Raw genomic sequence first — 17,362 nt, 5'->3', positions numbered from 1 at the left:
ATTACGAAATTAGAACAAGTCGGGTTTTTTCCAAGCTGGAATTCTCACTAAAATTATCCAGCTGAACAAACCAAAAACTAAGACCAGTAGAACCTGAGTGCCATGTATGATTGCAGCAAAGATTTTCCCGTCTTGTTCGGATACACCAAGTTGTATCAAAATGAAAGCCACAAGCGCATGAAAGGTGCCTATACCTCCCTGTACAGGCGCAATCATGCCAATACTGCCCATTACCATTACCAAAAGCACTTCGCTTGAAGACAAATTGGCAGTGCTTTGGATTCCCAATGCAACGGTGTACATGGTCAAAAAATAAATCAACCAGATCAAAATTGAACTGAACACAAAGCCTACAGGATTTTGGAGTTTGCCTATAGATTTCAGGCCGCCTCTGATTTCCCTGAAAAAATGCTGGATTTTGTTTACCAAAGAGTGGTTTTTGAATCTTCTAAAAACAAGGTAAATAAATAGGATAAAGATGACTAAGCCGCCCAAAGCTATTGGAAGGTTGGAAAGGATACCATCGCTTAAAGCCTTTAAATCTACCAATTGACTTGCGAGATTTAAGAAAAGCTCATTTTCTACCAAAAAGGCCAAAAGTATAGTGCCGATCAAAAAAATTAAATCTACACTTCGTTCCACGATGACAGTTCCTACTAAATGCCCCAAAGAGATTCCGTTTGTCCGAGTAAGGACTCCGCAGCGAGCCACTTCTCCAGCTCTTGGGACCAGCATGTTGACCAGATATCCCACCATCACTGCATGATAAGCTCTATTAGGAGTTACTTTGAGTCCCTCCTCTTCTTGAATCAAAAGACTCCATCTCCATCCTCGAACCCAATATCCTATTAGTGCTATTGTCAAGGATGTTAGGATCCAAAACCAATTACTTGACTTGACCTGCTCAATCAGACTATCTAAAGCAATATCCCGGTATAAAAACCAAAAAATCCAACCGGCAACCCCAAGAGAAATTGTCAGCTGGATAATTTGTTTAAGATTTTTCTGAAGCATCAGATTAGTTTGTTTTGCTCGTCGGGGAAGATCAGTTTTGGAGTGTAGTTCTTAGCCTCTTCGAGTTCCATTCCTGCATAGGAGATGATGATTACGATGTCTCCCACTTGTGCTTTTCTCGCAGCGGGACCGTTTAGGCAAACTTCTCCTGAACCTCTTTCTCCTTTGATGACATAGGTTTCCAGACGTTCGCCATTATTTACGTTTACGATCTGAACTTTCTCATTTGCGATTAGATTCGCAGCATCCATTAGATCTTCATCAATGGTGATGGAGCCTACATAGTGTAATTCCGCCTGGGTGATTTTCACACGGTGGATTTTTGACTTTAATACCTGAATTTGCATTGGTTTAGTTTTGCTGCAAAATTAAGAAATAATAGAAAGGTTGTCGATCAATCTGATATTTCCTAAGTATGCTGCTGTGCAAATTGAAGATTTTTGATTTGAGTCAAATTCTTGATAAGGCATAAAGGTGTCAGGATGAATCAGTTCAAAGTATTCAAGATTCATCAATGAATTTTCTTTAAAACTAGCGACAATTTCTTGTTGTACTTTAAACCAGCTTGTTCCTGCCAATAGTTCATTTTTTGCCTTTGTCAAGCTTTTGAAAATTTGGGGAGCACTCTCTCGTTCTATTGGAGAAAGTCTAAGGTTTCGGGAGGACATCGCAAGACCATCCGGCTCCCTTTTAGTGGGGACTACTACCAATTCAATACCAAATGAGAGGTCGGTAACTAGTCGCCTGATTATTGCAACTTGCTGCAGATCTTTTTGACCGAAAAATGATCGATTCGGTCTGATTATGTTAAAAAGCTTAGAAACCACAATCCCAACTCCGTTAAAATGGCCGGGTCTGAATGCCCCTTCTAAAGTTGATTCCAATCTTCCAAAAGAAAAACTGAGGATAGGCAGTTCTGTATATATATCATCATTTGATGGTGTATATACATAATCAACTTTTTCTTGTCTTAATTTTTCTAAATCCTCATTTAGAGTTTTCGGATAATTGGTAAAATCTTCCGAATTGTTGAACTGCGTTGGGTTTACAAAAATTGAAACCACCGTAATATCACAGGTCAGTTTGGAGGCACGAATCAGCTCTAAATGGCCTTCGTGAAGTGCTCCCATAGTAGGTACAAAACCTATTGTTTTATTTGATTGTATGGCATTAAGCCATTTTTCTTGCCAGTCATCCCGGCGCCAAATCTGTATCAAAAGAGAGGGGGTATTTAATGGGTAAATAGGGGCAAATCTATATTAATATTCAGAAATACAAGGCGTTTCAGCATTTTTTTTATATATTTGCGCAGCTGTTTATCACCTTAATACTTAAAATCCGATAACTATGTCCAATTTACGTATTCTCTACGTCGCAAGTGAAATCAATCCTTTTCTTGAAACTTCCCAAGTTGCAAACTTCCTGAGGGCCCTACCACAAGCTATGCAGGAGCGAGGAATGGAGATCAGGATTTTAGTACCAAGATTTGGTTTGATAAACGAACGAAAGAACAGATTACATGAGGTTGTTCGTTTGTCCGGAATTAATATCGCAGTAGGAGACGAGGAGAAGCCGTTGGTTATTAAAGTGGCTTCAATTCCTAATGCGAAAATGCAAGTCTATTTTATAGATAATGAAGATTACTTCCAAAGGAAGCATGTCTTTCATGATAAGCAGAAGAAATTTTATGAAGATAATGACGAGCGAGCGATCTTCTTTTGTAAAGGAGTGATTGAAACAGTTAAAAAATTAGGATGGGCTCCAGATATCGTTCATTGTAATGATTGGATGACAAGCTTGATTCCTATGTATTTGAAGACTACTTACAAAAGTGAGCCACTTTTTAAGAATACTAAATCCGTATTTGCCGTTTATAACAATGGATTTTCTCATACCTTTGGCGATGATTTGTTAAACAAGGTTAAGATGGTGGATATAGATGACGCTATTTTAGCACCTTTGATGAGCAAAGACTACATAGGATTTATCAAGATGGGTATGGAATATGCCGATTTGATAGTCAAAGGCGGTGAAGTTTCCGCAGAATTAAACCAACTAATCGAGGGTCTCTCAAAAGACAAGAAGTTTGAAATCAGCATTGAATCAGAATCAGAAGAACAAGCTCACGAAGAGCTTTACGACATATATACCAACCTCGCCGGTTAAGATTGCCCTATGGGCGATCCTTTCAATTTCATTTCTTAGTTTTTCTTGCAGCGATCCTGCCACGGTAGGCTTGCAGCTAGCGCCCGGAAATAATCAAATCGGCGTGTTTTTCACTGAAATTGAACTTCCTGCTAGGGTAGTTTTACTTGATTCTTTTAATACCACAAATCAGGGGGTGCTGATAGTAGGGGAAGAAGTTGACCCCTTTTTCGGGAAATCTTCTGGAAGAGGTTTTTCTAGAATGTTTATTGATGTCACAGAAGATAGACCAACAAGAGAGGCATTTTTTGATTCAGTTTTCTTTTTTCTAGACGTAGTCAGTGTTAATGGGGAAAATCTTGATCAACCAAAACAGATCTCGATTCATAAATTGACTCAGCCTATTCTGGATACGCTTTATTACAATTTTGATGAGCTGTCTTTTGAGAATGAGCCCTTCTCCCAAGCAGAAATTACTTTTGATGATGTAAGAGACACAACAATTAAAATGCCGGTAAACGAAGAGTTTGGTCTTGAATTGTTTGATAAAATTGTAAGAGGAAGGGAGTTTAATGACCTCTTTAGTTTCAGGGATTACTTTCCTGGGATTGCAGTTACGGCAAGAGAAGGAGATAATGCTACAGTCGGTGTCAATCTTGGTTTCCTAACAAAATTGTCTTTCTATTACCATTTGGCAGGCGATACTTTACCCTCTATTTATGAAATCAATACTGCTTCATCAAGAAGCTTCAATGGAGTGAAAAGTGATCGATCGGGTTCTGCTACAGCAATTGTTGAGGATTTGGGGAAAGATTATGATGTAGGACCTTTAGTAGGATTGAAAGCCAATCTAGGGATGACAATTAAATTAGACACCAGTCCATTTGACCCATTTTTAGATACTTTAGATGGGGTAACTTTTAATCAGGTAAATTTTGAAATTGGAAAGATTCAGGATCAACCTGAAACTCAGAATCCGCTTTCGTCAATGATTATTTATTTTACTGATAATTCAAATGAGATATTAACAAGGTCAGACGGTCTTCCCTTGACTTTGCAAACAGATGGCCAGCCGCAGATAGTATTAGATGCTGATGGAAATGAGCAACCAGCAGTAAATGCTCCCTCAATACTTAGGTTTAATGAGAATACTGGGATTTATACAACACAGATTAGCTCATATTTGGGAGCTCTTTATCGAAAAGAGATAACAAGAAGAGATTGGTTGCTTTATGGCAATTCGCCCCAGACTTCCGGAGATGATTTTAAACGTTCATTTAGAGAGTTTTTAGTCAACCAGGAAAATATTAAAGTAAAAGTTATTTATTCGAAAATCAGGTAATACAATCGTTTTCGAAAAAGTCAGGCTAGCCCACTGCGCTAAAAAGGCGAAGTGGGCTATTTTTTTTGGATGGAATCATGTTTCTTTGTAGAAGTAAATAAAAAGCTAAAAAATTTTTCAATATGTGTGGAATTGTTGCGTACGTTGGTCAGCAGGAAGCCTTGCCAATCATCATCAAAGGTTTAAGAAGATTAGAATACAGAGGTTATGATAGTGCAGGTGTAGCGCTATTAGATAGCAGCGGCTTGAGTATTTATAAAAAGAAAGGGAAGGTTTCCGAATTGGAAAAACATCTGGAATCTTCGTTTGATTTGACTTCGAAGATAGGTATTGGTCATACCCGATGGGCTACTCATGGTGAACCGAATGATGCAAACGCTCATCCGCATTACTCTTCTTCTGAGAAAATAGCTATGATCCACAATGGGATCATCGAAAACTACGAGGTGTTGAAAAAGGACCTTGAGAAGAAAGGCTACACCTTCCAGTCAGATACGGATACTGAGGTCTTTATCAAGTTTATCGAAGATATTCAAATCAACAATCACTGTAGTCTGGAAGAAGCACTTCGGCTTGCATTACATAAGGTAGTAGGAGCATATGCGATCGTATTGATCAATAAAGAGGAGCCTGATACGCTTATCGCTGCAAGAAAAGGATCTCCTTTGGTGATAGGAGTTGGAGAAGATGAGTACTTCTTAGCATCTGATGCTACACCGATTATCGAATACACTAATAAGGTCATTTATCTAGATGATTATGAAATTGCAGTAATTCGGAATAATAGACTTCAAGTTAAAACCATTGAAAATGTAGAGACTAGTCCCTACATCAATCAATTGGAAATGGAGCTTGAGGCAATCGAAAAAGGCGGTTACGAGCACTTCATGCTAAAGGAAATCTATGAGCAGCCAAAATCAATTGCGGATTGCCTTAGAGGAAGACTGGATGCAAAATCTGGAAGATTGGTTCTTGGTGGTCTTCGTGACTACATGAATAAATTCCAAAATGCAGAACGAATCATTATCACCGCTTGTGGAACTTCTTGGCACGCAGGCTTAGTTGCCGAATACTTGTTTGAAGAGTTTGCAAGAGTACCTGTGGAGGTGGAATATGCATCGGAATTTCGATACAGAAATCCAGTAATCAGCGAAAAAGATTTTGTTATTGCTATTTCACAATCCGGAGAAACCGCAGATACTTTAGCTGCAATCGAGCTTGCAAAGTCAAAAGGCGCAACAATTTTTGGAGTTTGTAATGTTGTAGGTTCTTCGATTCCTAGAGCTACCCATGCTGGATCTTACACGCACGCTGGACCAGAAATTGGAGTAGCTTCTACCAAAGCGTTCACAGCTCAAATTTCTGTTTTGGCGATGATGGCTTTGAAACTAGGTTATCAAAGAGGGACTCTACCTGAAAACAGATACATCCAACTGCTAAACGAGCTTGAGGCTATACCAAGTAAAGTTGAGAAGGCTTTGCAAAGTAATGAAGCGATCAAATACATTGCAGGAGAATACAAAAATGTTAGAAATGCGCTTTATCTGGGAAGAGGATACAATTTCCCGGTTGCTTTAGAAGGAGCCTTGAAGTTGAAAGAGATTTCATACATCCATGCTGAAGGATATCCAGCAGCAGAGATGAAGCATGGTCCGATTGCATTAATTGATGAGGAAATGCCGGTGATTTTTATTGCGACTCAAGACAGCTCTTATGAAAAAGTAGTTAGCAATATCCAAGAAGTAAAAGCCAGAAAAGGAAAAGTTATTGCCGTTGTTACCGAAGGTGATACACAGGTAAAAGCAATGGCTGACCACGTGATAGAAATTCCAGCAACTCATGAGGCCTTTGCTCCTTTAGTTTCAGTGGTGCCACTTCAGCTACTATCCTATCACATTGCTGTGATGAGAGGTTGCAACGTGGATCAACCAAGGAATTTAGCCAAGTCAGTTACTGTAGAATAAATTTCAAAGGCTATCGATTCGATAGCCTTTTTACTTGCATTCTCCTAAAGTCCAGGATTTGACCCCGGCAAGATCAGCTGAACAGGCATTACTATACGTTTTTAGATCACAGCCACAAACGGGATTGTAATCCATTGTGCAAATACCTGTCCTAATCTTTTCAGGGTCAATGCAATCATCAATTGGCATTTGATCCTCACATTGGAATGCTGAAATAGATATCAGTAGAAAAACGAAAAAGGAGAGTTTTTTCAAAATGAGAAGTTATTTAATTACTCCGTTGAAACGCAGTAATCGAATGTCAGTTTAGAATTAGCACAAATAAAAATTCCTATTTTTGTAGAGCGAAGAAAAAACTATGCTGGATAAATTACAAGCTATTAAAGAACGATTTGAGGAAGTTGGTCAATTGATCGTAATGCCGGAGTCTATGGCAGATATGAGTAAGTATGCCAAGCTCAACAAAGAATATAAGGATTTGGAAAAAATCGTAAAGATCTACGATGAATACGTGCTTGTCTTACAAAACTTAACCAGTTCGAAGGAAATTTTAGATACTGAAAAAGACGCTGAATTTCGCGAAATGGCGAAGTCTGAATTGGAAGAACTACGACCTAGGAAAATTGAGTTGGAAGAAGAGTTAAAACAACTTTTGATTCCCAAAGATCCCAATGACTCCAAAGATTGTATTTTGGAAATCCGTGGAGGAGCAGGAGGAGATGAGGCGTCCATTTTTGCCGGTGATCTTTTCAGAATGTATGAGCGATTCTGTGAATTGCAGGGTTGGAAACTGACAGTACTAGATTTGACTTTTGGGACAGCTGGTGGCTATAAAGAAATCATTGCCACAGTTTCGGGAGCAGATGTATATGGGATGCTAAAGTACGAATCAGGTGTTCATCGAGTGCAGCGTGTTCCGGCCACAGAATCCCAAGGACGAGTACACACCTCTGCGGCCTCAGTTGCGGTGCTTCCTGAGATGGATGAGGTGGAAGTCAACATTGATATGAATGACGTACGAAAAGACACTTACTGTTCTTCTGGCCCTGGTGGTCAGTCGGTAAATACAACCTATTCAGCTGTTCGATTGACTCACAATCCAACTGGGTTAGTAGTAACCTGCCAAGATGAAAAGTCTCAAATCAAAAACTTTGAAAAGGCACTAAAAGTCCTTCGCTCTAGGCTTTATGAGATTGAATTGGCAAAGCATAATGACGCAGTAGGTGCCCAACGGAAGTCTATGGTAGGAAGTGGTGATCGCTCGGATAAAATCCGGACTTATAATTATCCTCAGTCAAGGGTGACAGATCATAGGATCAACAAGACAGTCTATAACCTACCTGAGGTCATGGATGGGCAAATTGGTGAATTTATATCCGCATTGAGGTTTGCAGAAAACCTTGAAAAAATGCAGACAAGCGGGATTGAAGAATAGGTATACAATTTGTATAAAATCCCTTAGAAATTTATTTTTTCTAAGAATAGCCTATTATCTTGAACAATTAACAATCAAACTTTTATGATTATTACTGGAGAACGAGGAATCAATTTGGTGAGCTGGAATGAAGCTCATTTTCATCAGCTCTATCCACTGGCTAATAATCCCAAGATTGCTATGAATCTACGCGATAGCTATCCTCAGCCCTATACCATTCATGATGCGAGGCACTGGATTGAGCATAATCAAAAATTCAATCCTCCTCAAAATTTTGCAATTGAATTTGAAGGTAAGCTAGCAGGATCTGTAGGCTCAGAGCGAGGTAAGGATGAGCTTAGAACGAATATGGAGTTAGGCTTTTGGGTAGGCGAGCCTTTTTGGGGCAAAGGAATTGCCACAGAAGCAATTAAACTTTACTCAGATTTTATATTTCAAAAATTCGATATACAGCGAATCTATGCTCAAGTATATGATTTCAATGGTCAATCGATGAGCGTATTAGAAAAGGCAGGCTATTTTCCTGAAGCTATTTTGAAAAAAGCGTTTATTAAAAATGGGATTGTAGGGGATATTTTTCAGTATGTGAGAATTCGAGGAGAGCAATAATCATCATCAATTCACAATTACTTTGTATTGGCTTATTGAGTTCTTGCTCTGAAGCTGAATGATGTATAGCCCCTTTTTTAAATTCTCTATTCGAATCCGATCCATAGTTCCTGTTTGCTGAAATGATTGGATTTCTTGACCTATAGAGTTTACCAAGAGTAGTGATTCCCAACTAGAGGAGCCTTCAAATTCAATGAAAATTATCCCGGAGGAAGGATTGGGATAAATCTTAATTCCTGTGATTTCTTTTTCTGGCAGAGCTGTGATGACATTTACATTTACGTCAAGAACTCTGGCAACTCCCTCATTACACTCATTTTGCGGGGTCACTTTGAGTTGGAAATCCCCTTCATTCTGCCATGATACTAGAACCCTGTTGGAGCCTTGTCCTCGTTCAATGACGCCTCCTCCAGAGATTTCCCATTTGAAATTTACTTCATTTTGAAGTTCGACTTCATAGAATTGAACTCCAAGTCCTGTCTGGGATTCCCCTACAATCTCGCTAGGTTGAGGGGGAGCTGCTGTTACAAAGATAGGAAGCTCTATAGGGTTAGCCTTTCCACAGCTATTTTCTTGGGTTACCGAAACTAGCTGATTCCCTTCCGAGGACCATTCCACTAAGATTGATGCACTCCCTTGACCTGAAGAAATCTCGCCTCCAGTTACTGTCCAGCTATAAGTGACACCTGATTTGACAGGGACAGAGTAAGAATAAACAGATTCTTTACAGACTTTACCATCACCGCTAATTTGTAGATCAGAAGATGCCAAATCATCCACCAATACCTCCATAAAGGAGGTTTCACCATTACCACAGAAGTTTTGTCTGCTGACAAAGACTCCGTTTTTACCAGGGATAGTCCACATTACATCAATTTCACTGCTTCCTTGACCGCCTATAATAATTCCTCCATCGACCCTCCATACCAATTCAGATCCATCTACTGGACTATCCAAAATCGAATATTTTTGCATTGTTAGACAGCTATTCTGGGGACCAAGTACTTCGCTCACATCTGTAGGAGGAACACATCTGTAATTTAGAATTGTACCATCTTCGCCCACAGCAAATGCAACGACTGGGTTGCCTGCGCTTACTGAAGTCAGGTTTCTGGTTGTCCCACTTGATATTTCAACCCAAGTCTCTCCTCCGTCTTTGGTTTGGAGCGTTTTTCCATTGTCGCCCACTACAAATCCAATAAATTCGTCCCAAAAATCTACAGAATTTAGGTTCTCAGTTTCATCTAATTTAATTCTTCTCCATGTTTTAGCTTTATCTTCTGACTTTAATATCACCCCTGCATCTCCTACAATTATTGCGGTGGAAGAATCTACTTTAGCAAGGGCATTTAAATTTTCGGAGGTGAGTTTTGGGAGATTTTCCCAGATGTTCCCACCGTTTGACCAGCTGATTTGACCATTATCGCCCATTGCAAAACCAACTTGAAAATCGAAGAAAGTTATATCGCGAAGGTTTTCCGAAGTGTTGGTTGCAATGTTTGAATCCCAAGTACCTCCTGAATCAAATGATCTTGCGATGTAGCCATTACCTCCTGCAATGTAAGCGACAGATGGGGCAAAAAGGTAAAAGTCATTTATAGTTTCACTAGTTTGAGCGGGAACAGATACCCAGCTTGATCCACTATTTCCGGTTCTATACATTTTGCCGCCTTCTCCTGATACATATCCAAAAGAAGTATTCCAAAAATCAAGACTCACTTGATCTAAACTTCCGGGGACAGGCCTACTTGTGAGACTAACTGCCCCATTAGTAGTTAAGAAAAATTGACCATTCTCACCTGAAATAAGGCCAGCTCTATCTGATTTGAAATCCGTTCCGGAGAAATTGGTCCTTATCCCTGCGAGTCTCTGAGTATAGCTGCTCCCAGCATTGGTTGAGCTTATTAAATAACCATCCTGACCTATTGCCATCACTAAATTGGAGTTAGGCTTGAAAGCAAGAGCTATCAAATTTCTTTGATTGGTTGCTCCAAGGTTTGCCTTAGTGAAACTTGCCCCAGAATTCGTGGATCGTAAGGCAGTAGCATTTTCTCCTACTATAGTTATGATTCTAATGTCTATTGGACTGATAGATACTTTCCTCAATTCGGTGGTTACAATTGAGGGAGCAGCAGTCCATGATTCACCTCCATTGATTGTTTTCAGTATTGTTCCTTGATCTCCTACCGCATATCCAATTAGGGCTGTGGAGAAAGTGATCCCTTTCAGGTTTTGAGATTGTCCAGAATTAATTGAAGTCCATTGTAATCCTCCATCATAAGTCCTGAGGATTTTCCCTTCATTTGAAGCTACAAAGGCAGTATCCTGATTGACGATAAATAGGTCGTTTAAACTAAGGTCTGATCCCGAGGGAATAGAATTCCAGGTCTGGCCTGCATTTTCGGAGCGAAAAATTAGCCCGTTTTCTCCAGTAGCTATAAGTTTGGTCGAGTTTGAAAAAGCAACACTCAATAAATTGGAGGTAGTGGGGGGACTGATTTTTATCCAATTCCCACCGCCATCACTGGTTCTAAAAATCAATCCATTTTCTCCTACAGCGACTCCAAGGTCCTTATCCCAAAAATCTACGTCCTTTAGCTTGCCTTCAAAAGTAATCGGATATTCTTTCCAAGAGACTCCGCCGTCTGTGGTTCGAATTATTAAATTTTCCCCTACAATAAATCCTAAATCGGCATCTACCCAGTTTATGGATTCAAAGTCAAGTCCCCAACTTTGCATGCGAGTCCAAGTTTGCCCCCAGAGGGAAATGGAACCAATAAAAAATAAGCAAAATAGAAGTAAGAATTTTCGCATTCTTTAGATTCAGGGATTTAAAACAAAAATACGTGATTTTGCTAGTTGTCAAAGTGGTATCTTGATATAGCTTGTTTAAAAGGCTCATTCTGGATTTCTATTTTGATCCGAGATTTGTAGCTTTAGAAGAATAGAAATGAAAAGAAAAATGAAAGTATTAGTAAAACTGATTATTCCTGCACTCTTAATTTGTTCCTGTGGCCCTCAGGAGCGAGTTTCAAAAGAGGTATTTGAGGCAGTAAATGAGAAAATGGAAGTAAAAAAACTTTCAGATTTTGAAATTGTGCAGGAAGCAATGGTCTGGGGAGATTCGATTGCCACTGAAGCGCAAGTCCAATTGATATCCAATCTGCAAAAAGCAATCGCTGATAAGGGAGTAGACGGTGCAGTTGAATTTTGTAATGTCAATGCCACTTCACTTCTGAATGAAGTTGCCGAAAAATATAACGTTAGTATTCGTAGGGCTTCAAATCGATACCGCAACCCTGCAGATCAACCCAACGAAGACGAACAGCCACTTCTGGAAGCCTATGAATACAATGCGGAAAACGGGATCAAGAGCGAACCTAGTATTCAAAAGATAGAGAATGGTGACGTATTGTTATATACTAAAGCTATCGTAATTCCCGGTGCCTTTTGTCTGAGTTGTCATGGCGACCCAAGTAAGGAAATAGATTCCAAAACGCTTCAAAAGATAGATTCAATCTACCCAAATGATAAAGCCAAAGGTCACCAAATTGGTGATTTAAGGGGAATGTGGTCTATTCGAATACCAAAAAAAGAAGTTGTGAACCGATTATAAATCCCGTTCTATAAATCTGGATAATATTTCTTAGCATCTAATTGTATTTCAATTACCTATTAAACATATGAGTACTTTTCAAAGAACTTTTATTTTCCTGGGATTCTTGGGTTTTGCTGGCTATCTGGTCAGTTTCATTTCAAATAGGGATTCTCTTTTTGAAGCGTACACCCAAAAAATACCTGGGACTCAAGTGACTTTTGAAATGACTCCTATCCCAGAAGGTGAGTTTCTAATGGGGAATGATAATTCTAATAACCAGGATGAAAAACCTGCTCATAAAGTAAAATTAGATTCCTTTTGGATGGGAACCCATGAAGTCACTTGGGAAGCTTTCGAGCTTTTTTTGGACAAAAACTATGAATTAGCTATCTCTGAGGAGCCGATAGGAGAGATTGTGGATGGATTAAGTAGACCAAGTTTGCCATATCTGGATATGACTTTTGGAATGGGTAAGGAAGGTAAACCTGCAGTTGGTATGACCCAGTATGGAGCCATTCAGTATTGCCATTGGCTCTACCTGAAGACCGGGATTTTCTATAGACTCCCGACTGAGGCTGAATGGGAATATGCAGCAAAAGCAGGTTCCAATTCTAGGTTTTTCTTTGGAGATGATCCAAGTAAACTAATAGATTATGCTTGGATCAAAGAAAATTCAAAAGAATCTACTCAGAAAATCGGAACCAAAAAGCCAAATCCTTGGGGTCTTTATGATATCTATGGGAATGTTTTGGAATGGACATATGATTTGTATGATCCTGAATTTTATAAAAAATCAAATTCTCTAAACCCTCAGAATCCTCCAGTCAGACTCTATTCTAGAGTGGTAAGAGGAGGAAGTTTTGCTACAGCAGCAGATGAGCTTAGCGCTACAAAGCGTTTTCAAACCTCTCCGGACTGGAAGCGAATTGATCCACAAATACCAAAAAGCCAATGGTGGTTTCCAGAAGCTCCCTTTTTGGGGATTAGAATAGTTAGACCGCTCAATCCACCTTCACCAGAATTAATTAAAAACTATTATACAGCAAGCCCAATAACTGATTATTAAACCTAAAATAACCCAATTATGAAAAACTCTAATTCCCGTAGAGACTTTATCAAAACCGGAGCCTTGGTGACCGGTGGAGTTCTTGCATCCCCATTTGTTCTTCCAGGCGCATACGCGGCTCCTGTGAATGAACTCAAACTTGCCGTCATAGGATGTGGCGGAAGAGGAACTGGTGCTGTATTTCAGGCAATGGAAACTGGTCATCCAATCAAGCTGGTTGCAATGGCAGATGCTTTTAGAGACCGATTAGATAATAGCCATAAGTTGATTTTAGAAAAATATGGTGCAGATAAAGTAGCTGTTCCGGAGGAAATGAAATTAGTGGGATTTGAGGGTTACAAAGAAGCAATTGCAGCTGCTGATGTGGTGATTTTGGCTACACCTCCAGGTTTTAGACCGATGCATTTTGAAGAAGCTGTCAAGCAAGGCAAGCAGATATTTATGGAAAAACCAGTAGCTACGGATGCAGCTGGTATCCGGAGAATATTGAAAGCTGCTGAGGAGGCAAAGGCTAAAAAGCTTAATGTAGTGGTGGGCCTGCAGCGCCATTATCAGAATAATTATCGGGACACTATCGCCAAGATCCATGACGGGGCAATAGGTGAAATTACCGGTGGTCAAGTGTACTGGAATGATGGCGGTGTCTGGGTAAGAGAGCGTCAGCCAGGTCAGACTGAAATGGAATATCAAATGCGTAACTGGTATTATTTCAATTGGCTATGCGGAGATCATATCACTGAGCAGCATGTGCATAATATTGATGTAGCTAATTGGGTTAAGAAAGGATATCCTGTAAAAGCTGAAGGGACAGGAGGAAGATTAGTGAGAACTGGGAAGGAGAATGGAGAAATCTTCGATCACCACGTGGTATCATTTACTTACGAAGACGGCTCTGTCATACACAGCGAGTGCCGCCATTTTCCGGGAGCTGCCAATCGGGTAGACGAGACATTCCAGGGCACTAATGGTCGGGCTTATCTAAGTGCAGGAAACCACGGAATATTGACGGATTGGAAGGGGAAGGAACTTTACAATCACTCAAGAGACAATCAGCCCAACCCGTATCAACAAGAGCATGACGAGCTATGGGCTACGCTTTTCAAAGGTGAATATAAATTTGCAGATGCAGAGAATGCTGCTAAAAGTACGATGACCTCCATTATGGGACGTTATGCCACCTACTCTGGAAAACCATTGACATGGGATGAAGCTTTAAATGGCTCTGTGGATCTTTTCCCTGAGAAATTGGCCTGGGATGCGATGCCAAAAATTTTACCAGGTCCTGATGGCTATTACCCACATGCGATTCCAGGAAAAACTAAAGTGATCTAGATCATGAAAAGAAGAGGATTTATAAAGAAAATTGGATTGGGTGGGACTGTTTTAGGAGTTTCCGGTGCCACAAGTTTTTCTTCGTTTGCGAGGAATAGTGCCGAACCTACATTTAATATGGACTTTGCTCCACATTTTGGAATGTTCAAAAACTCAGCTCCAGGAGGAATTTTTGATGAGTTGAGATTTATGGCTGATCAGGGATTTAGGTCCTTAGAGGATAATGGCCTGCTGAAAAGATCTGTTGAGGATCAGACTAAAATTGGGAACATGCTCTCCGAGTTAGGTATGAGGATGGGTGTTTTTGTAGTAGACGGCGGAGATAATTGGAAAATATCTCTTACCACTGGGAAGCAAGAGTTTATAGATACTTTTCTCGCTACTTGCCGCCAATCAGTTGAGGCAGCCAAGCGAGTCAATGCTAAATGGATGACTGTGGTGCCTGGATTCTTTGACCGTAGTTTACCTATTGGTATTCAAACTGGGCATGTAATAGAGGCGCTTAGAAGGGGCGCAGAGATTTTTGAGCCACATGGACTCGTTATGGTACTGGAGCCACTGAGTGACACTCCGGAGCTTTTCCTGAGACATGCTGATCAAAGTCATATGATTTGTAAAGCGGTGGCTAGTCCAAGTTGTAAGATTCTGTATGATATTTATCATATGCAGCGGAATGAGGGGAATTTGATTGCTACTATGGATAAAACCTGGGATGAAATAGCTTACATCCAAATCGGTGATAATCCTGGACGAAAAGAGCCAGGCACCGGAGAAATCAATTTTGAGAATGTCTTTAAATTTATTCATGAAAAAGGATTCAAGGGAGTGATGGGTATGGAGCATGGCAATGCTGGTCCAGGTATAGAAGGTGAAAAAGCTCTAATTGCCGCATATAGAAATGTTGATATAAAGAATTAAATAAAGAATGAGACAATTTTTAATAGCGCTTTCCTTTTTAGGAGCGCTTTTTTCCTGTTCAACCCATACGGAGCCAATACCAGAAGCACCAAAAGGATGGGAAGTATTTCAAACTCCCGTCAAATCGTCATTGCGTGGACTTTCTCCATTGACTAAAGATATTGCTTGGGCGAGTGGAAGTAATGGTACTTGGCTGCGGACTTTAGATGGTGGAAAAACCTGGGATCATGGAGTCATTGCGGGATTGGATACTGTCGATTTTAGGTCAATTCACGCATTTGATGCTGAAAATGCTGTTGCAGTTTCTGCTGGTCAGCCGGCTGTAATCTATCGAACAGCTGATGGAGGTATAACTTGGGAGTTGAAACATCGGGAAAGTGATCAGGCATTTTTGGATGGAATTTCCTTTGCCAATCAGGACACCGGTTATGTGATTGGTGATCCAGTGAATGGTAAATGGACTGTATTAAAGACAGTCAATAAGGGGGAGACTTGGTATTCTTTGCTGAATCCTCCAGATGCAGCATTTGGTGAGGCAGGCTTTGCTGCTAGTGCAAGTTCTTTACTGGCAATTGAGGAGATGTTGATTTTAGGAAGTGGAGGGTCTGAGGCTAATCTTTATATTTCTGAAAATGGTGGAGATCAATGGAGAGAGTATAATTCTATTTTAATTCAAGGCGAAAGTTCTCAGGGAATATTTGCAGTTACTGCCATCGGGAAAAATCAATTATTCGCTGTAGGGGGAGACTACTTAAAGGAAACTGATTCGATTAAAAATTTCGGAAAATTTGTTCTGGATCAAGAGGAATGGATTCAAGTAGGGAGTCCTCCTAAAGGGTATCGATCTGGTGTGACATTTTTTCCAGGATTGGATTGGCTAATAGCGGTGGGGCCTAGTGGCTCCGATTTTTCAAAGGATGGCGGAGTCTTTTGGCAAAATTTCTCTCAAGAAGGATTTCATTCTGTGAAAATCGGTCACACAGAAGCCTCTATTTGGGCTTCAGGAGCCAATGGGAAAGTTGCTAAATTGAAATATTGAAAATAAAATCCAAGATTTATTATAGTATATTCGATTTACCGGATTATTTATTCAAAAATCTGAAAGAATAGATTTGAAGTTTTACAGAAGAATCCTATCCTGTATTATCTTTGAACACCGGTTTTAAAAACCAATACTAATAATTTAGAAAACCCCACTGTAATGTTTGAAATAGTCCCTTCGATTTGGTTAATTAATGGAAAATGCGTCCGCCTAAAGCGTGGCGACTTCTCCACTGAGAAGGTAATTTCGGATAATCCTCTTGAAATTGCCCAAGCTTTTGAGTCCATCGGTCTGAAGCGGATTCATTTGGTTGATCTTGATGGTGCAAGAAGAGGCGAGCCAAAAAATTATCATATTTTAGAAGCAATCACTGGATACACAGATCTCAAAGTTGACTTCACTGGAGGTATTACAACCGATGGAGACGTAATCAAGTCTTTTGAATTTGGAGCTGCTACAGTTACTGTAAGTTCTATAGCAGCGAATAATCCTGAGCGCTTTGCGCAATTTTTACTTTCCTACGGTAGGGAAAAAATAAATTTAGCTGCTGACGTCAATCCGGCAGATTACAAAATCAAAATAAGAGGTTGGTTAAAAAAGACTGAAATTGATCTTTTTGATCACATTGAATTCTTTCACGAGCGAGGATTAAAATACTTAAAATGCTCTGATGTGAGTCGTGACGGGATAGCAGAAGGTCCAAATTTTGTTCTTTTCCAAAAAATAAGAGATCGTTTTCCATCAATCCATTTAGCTGCGAGCGGTGGAGTAAGAGGCATAGATGATTTCAGAAAACTTAAGGAAATGGGGGTGACAGCCGCAGTATTTGGAAGAGCCTATTACGAGGGGCTTATTTCCCTAGAAGAGTTGGAAAAATTTAATTCTGAGAACGCATAA

General features: G+C 39.9%; 16 protein-coding genes. 11 read left to right on the top strand and 5 right to left on the bottom strand.

Annotated elements, in window-relative coordinates:
• Positions 1-9: 9 nt before the first annotated feature.
• Genes P8O16_RS07435 through panC form a run of 3 tightly spaced genes read right to left on the bottom strand, consistent with a single transcriptional unit; the run spans position 10 to position 2,231 of the window.
• Positions 10-1,014 (bottom strand): lysylphosphatidylglycerol synthase transmembrane domain-containing protein, encoded by a 1,005-nt coding sequence (locus tag P8O16_RS07435; RefSeq protein WP_300312707.1) that lies wholly within the window; start codon positions 1,012-1,014, stop codon positions 10-12.
• Positions 1,014-1,361: an aspartate 1-decarboxylase gene (gene panD / locus P8O16_RS07430; RefSeq protein WP_300312704.1), complete on the bottom strand. Its 348-nt coding sequence runs from the start codon at positions 1,359-1,361 to the stop codon at positions 1,014-1,016. The genes P8O16_RS07435 and panD overlap by 1 nt, the downstream gene beginning before the upstream one ends.
• Positions 1,362-1,382: 21 nt before the next feature.
• Positions 1,383-2,231, bottom strand: a complete 849-nt coding sequence (panC, locus tag P8O16_RS07425) for a pantoate--beta-alanine ligase (protein ID WP_367182801.1) — start codon at positions 2,229-2,231, stop codon at positions 1,383-1,385.
• A gap of 130 nt (positions 2,232-2,361) precedes the next feature.
• Between panC and P8O16_RS07420 the strand changes: the two genes are divergently transcribed.
• The 3 genes from P8O16_RS07420 to glmS all read left to right on the top strand — a co-directional run bounded on the left by P8O16_RS07420 (position 2,362) and on the right by glmS (position 6,465).
• On the top strand, positions 2,362-3,180 hold the full coding sequence (locus tag P8O16_RS07420) for a glycogen/starch synthase (protein WP_075349991.1): 819 nt from the start codon (positions 2,362-2,364) through the stop codon (positions 3,178-3,180).
• A 70-nt stretch (positions 3,181-3,250) separates the two neighbouring features.
• Positions 3,251-4,501 (top strand): DUF4270 family protein, encoded by a 1,251-nt coding sequence (locus tag P8O16_RS07415; RefSeq protein WP_300312699.1) that lies wholly within the window; start codon positions 3,251-3,253, stop codon positions 4,499-4,501.
• A gap of 122 nt (positions 4,502-4,623) precedes the next feature.
• Positions 4,624-6,465, top strand: a complete 1,842-nt coding sequence (gene glmS / locus P8O16_RS07410) for a glutamine--fructose-6-phosphate transaminase (isomerizing) (protein ID WP_300312696.1) — start codon at positions 4,624-4,626, stop codon at positions 6,463-6,465.
• Positions 6,466-6,495: 30 nt separating this feature from the next.
• Here the strand turns inward: glmS and P8O16_RS07405 are convergent, their stop codons facing one another.
• A complete protein-coding gene (locus tag P8O16_RS07405; RefSeq protein WP_300312770.1) occupies positions 6,496-6,654 on the bottom strand; it encodes a Kazal-type serine protease inhibitor domain-containing protein in 159 nt (52 codons plus the stop codon).
• Between the two features lie 169 nt (positions 6,655-6,823).
• On the opposite strand from P8O16_RS07405, the gene prfA reads away from it, so the two are divergent.
• Together prfA and P8O16_RS07395 are read left to right on the top strand one after the other, a co-directional pair.
• Complete coding sequence (gene prfA / locus P8O16_RS07400) at positions 6,824-7,900, top strand: peptide chain release factor 1 (RefSeq protein ID WP_300312693.1); 1,077 nt, start codon at positions 6,824-6,826, stop codon at positions 7,898-7,900.
• 84 nt (positions 7,901-7,984) lie between these two features.
• Complete coding sequence (locus tag P8O16_RS07395; protein WP_075349995.1) at positions 7,985-8,509, top strand: GNAT family protein; 525 nt, start codon at positions 7,985-7,987, stop codon at positions 8,507-8,509.
• A 6-nt stretch (positions 8,510-8,515) separates the two neighbouring features.
• Here the strand turns inward: P8O16_RS07395 and P8O16_RS07390 are convergent, their stop codons facing one another.
• Positions 8,516-11,248: a YCF48-related protein gene (locus P8O16_RS07390; RefSeq protein ID WP_300312688.1), complete on the bottom strand. Its 2,733-nt coding sequence runs from the start codon at positions 11,246-11,248 to the stop codon at positions 8,516-8,518.
• Between the two features lie 223 nt (positions 11,249-11,471).
• On the opposite strand from P8O16_RS07390, the gene P8O16_RS07385 reads away from it, so the two are divergent.
• The 6 genes from P8O16_RS07385 to P8O16_RS07360 all read left to right on the top strand — a co-directional run bounded on the left by P8O16_RS07385 (position 11,472) and on the right by P8O16_RS07360 (position 17,362).
• Complete coding sequence (locus P8O16_RS07385; protein ID WP_300312685.1) at positions 11,472-12,125, top strand: DUF3365 domain-containing protein; 654 nt, start codon at positions 11,472-11,474, stop codon at positions 12,123-12,125.
• Positions 12,126-12,192: 67 nt separating this feature from the next.
• Positions 12,193-13,173 carry an SUMF1/EgtB/PvdO family nonheme iron enzyme gene (locus P8O16_RS07380; protein ID WP_300312682.1) on the top strand — a complete coding sequence of 327 codons (981 nt, stop codon included), beginning with the start codon at positions 12,193-12,195 and terminating at the stop codon, positions 13,171-13,173.
• Positions 13,174-13,191: 18 nt separating this feature from the next.
• Complete coding sequence (locus P8O16_RS07375) at positions 13,192-14,505, top strand: Gfo/Idh/MocA family oxidoreductase (RefSeq protein ID WP_300312680.1); 1,314 nt, start codon at positions 13,192-13,194, stop codon at positions 14,503-14,505.
• 3 nt (positions 14,506-14,508) lie between these two features.
• The gene (locus P8O16_RS07370) at positions 14,509-15,423 is read left to right on the top strand and encodes a TIM barrel protein (protein WP_300312679.1); all 915 of its coding nucleotides are present in this window, start codon (positions 14,509-14,511) and stop codon (positions 15,421-15,423) included.
• A 7-nt stretch (positions 15,424-15,430) separates the two neighbouring features.
• Entirely contained in the window at positions 15,431-16,462 is a 1,032-nt protein-coding gene (locus P8O16_RS07365; protein WP_300312676.1) for a YCF48-related protein, read from the top strand.
• A gap of 162 nt (positions 16,463-16,624) precedes the next feature.
• Positions 16,625-17,362, top strand: coding sequence for a 1-(5-phosphoribosyl)-5-[(5-phosphoribosylamino)methylideneamino] imidazole-4-carboxamide isomerase (locus tag P8O16_RS07360; RefSeq protein ID WP_300312674.1), 738 nt, complete (start codon positions 16,625-16,627; stop codon positions 17,360-17,362).

This window comes from Algoriphagus sp. (genome assembly GCF_029254265.1).
In the GTDB taxonomy this organism is placed as follows: Bacteria; Bacteroidota; Bacteroidia; order Cytophagales; family Cyclobacteriaceae; genus Algoriphagus.
Note: the sequence above shows the minus strand (reverse complement) of the source record. Positions and strands in the feature narration are given on the sequence as shown.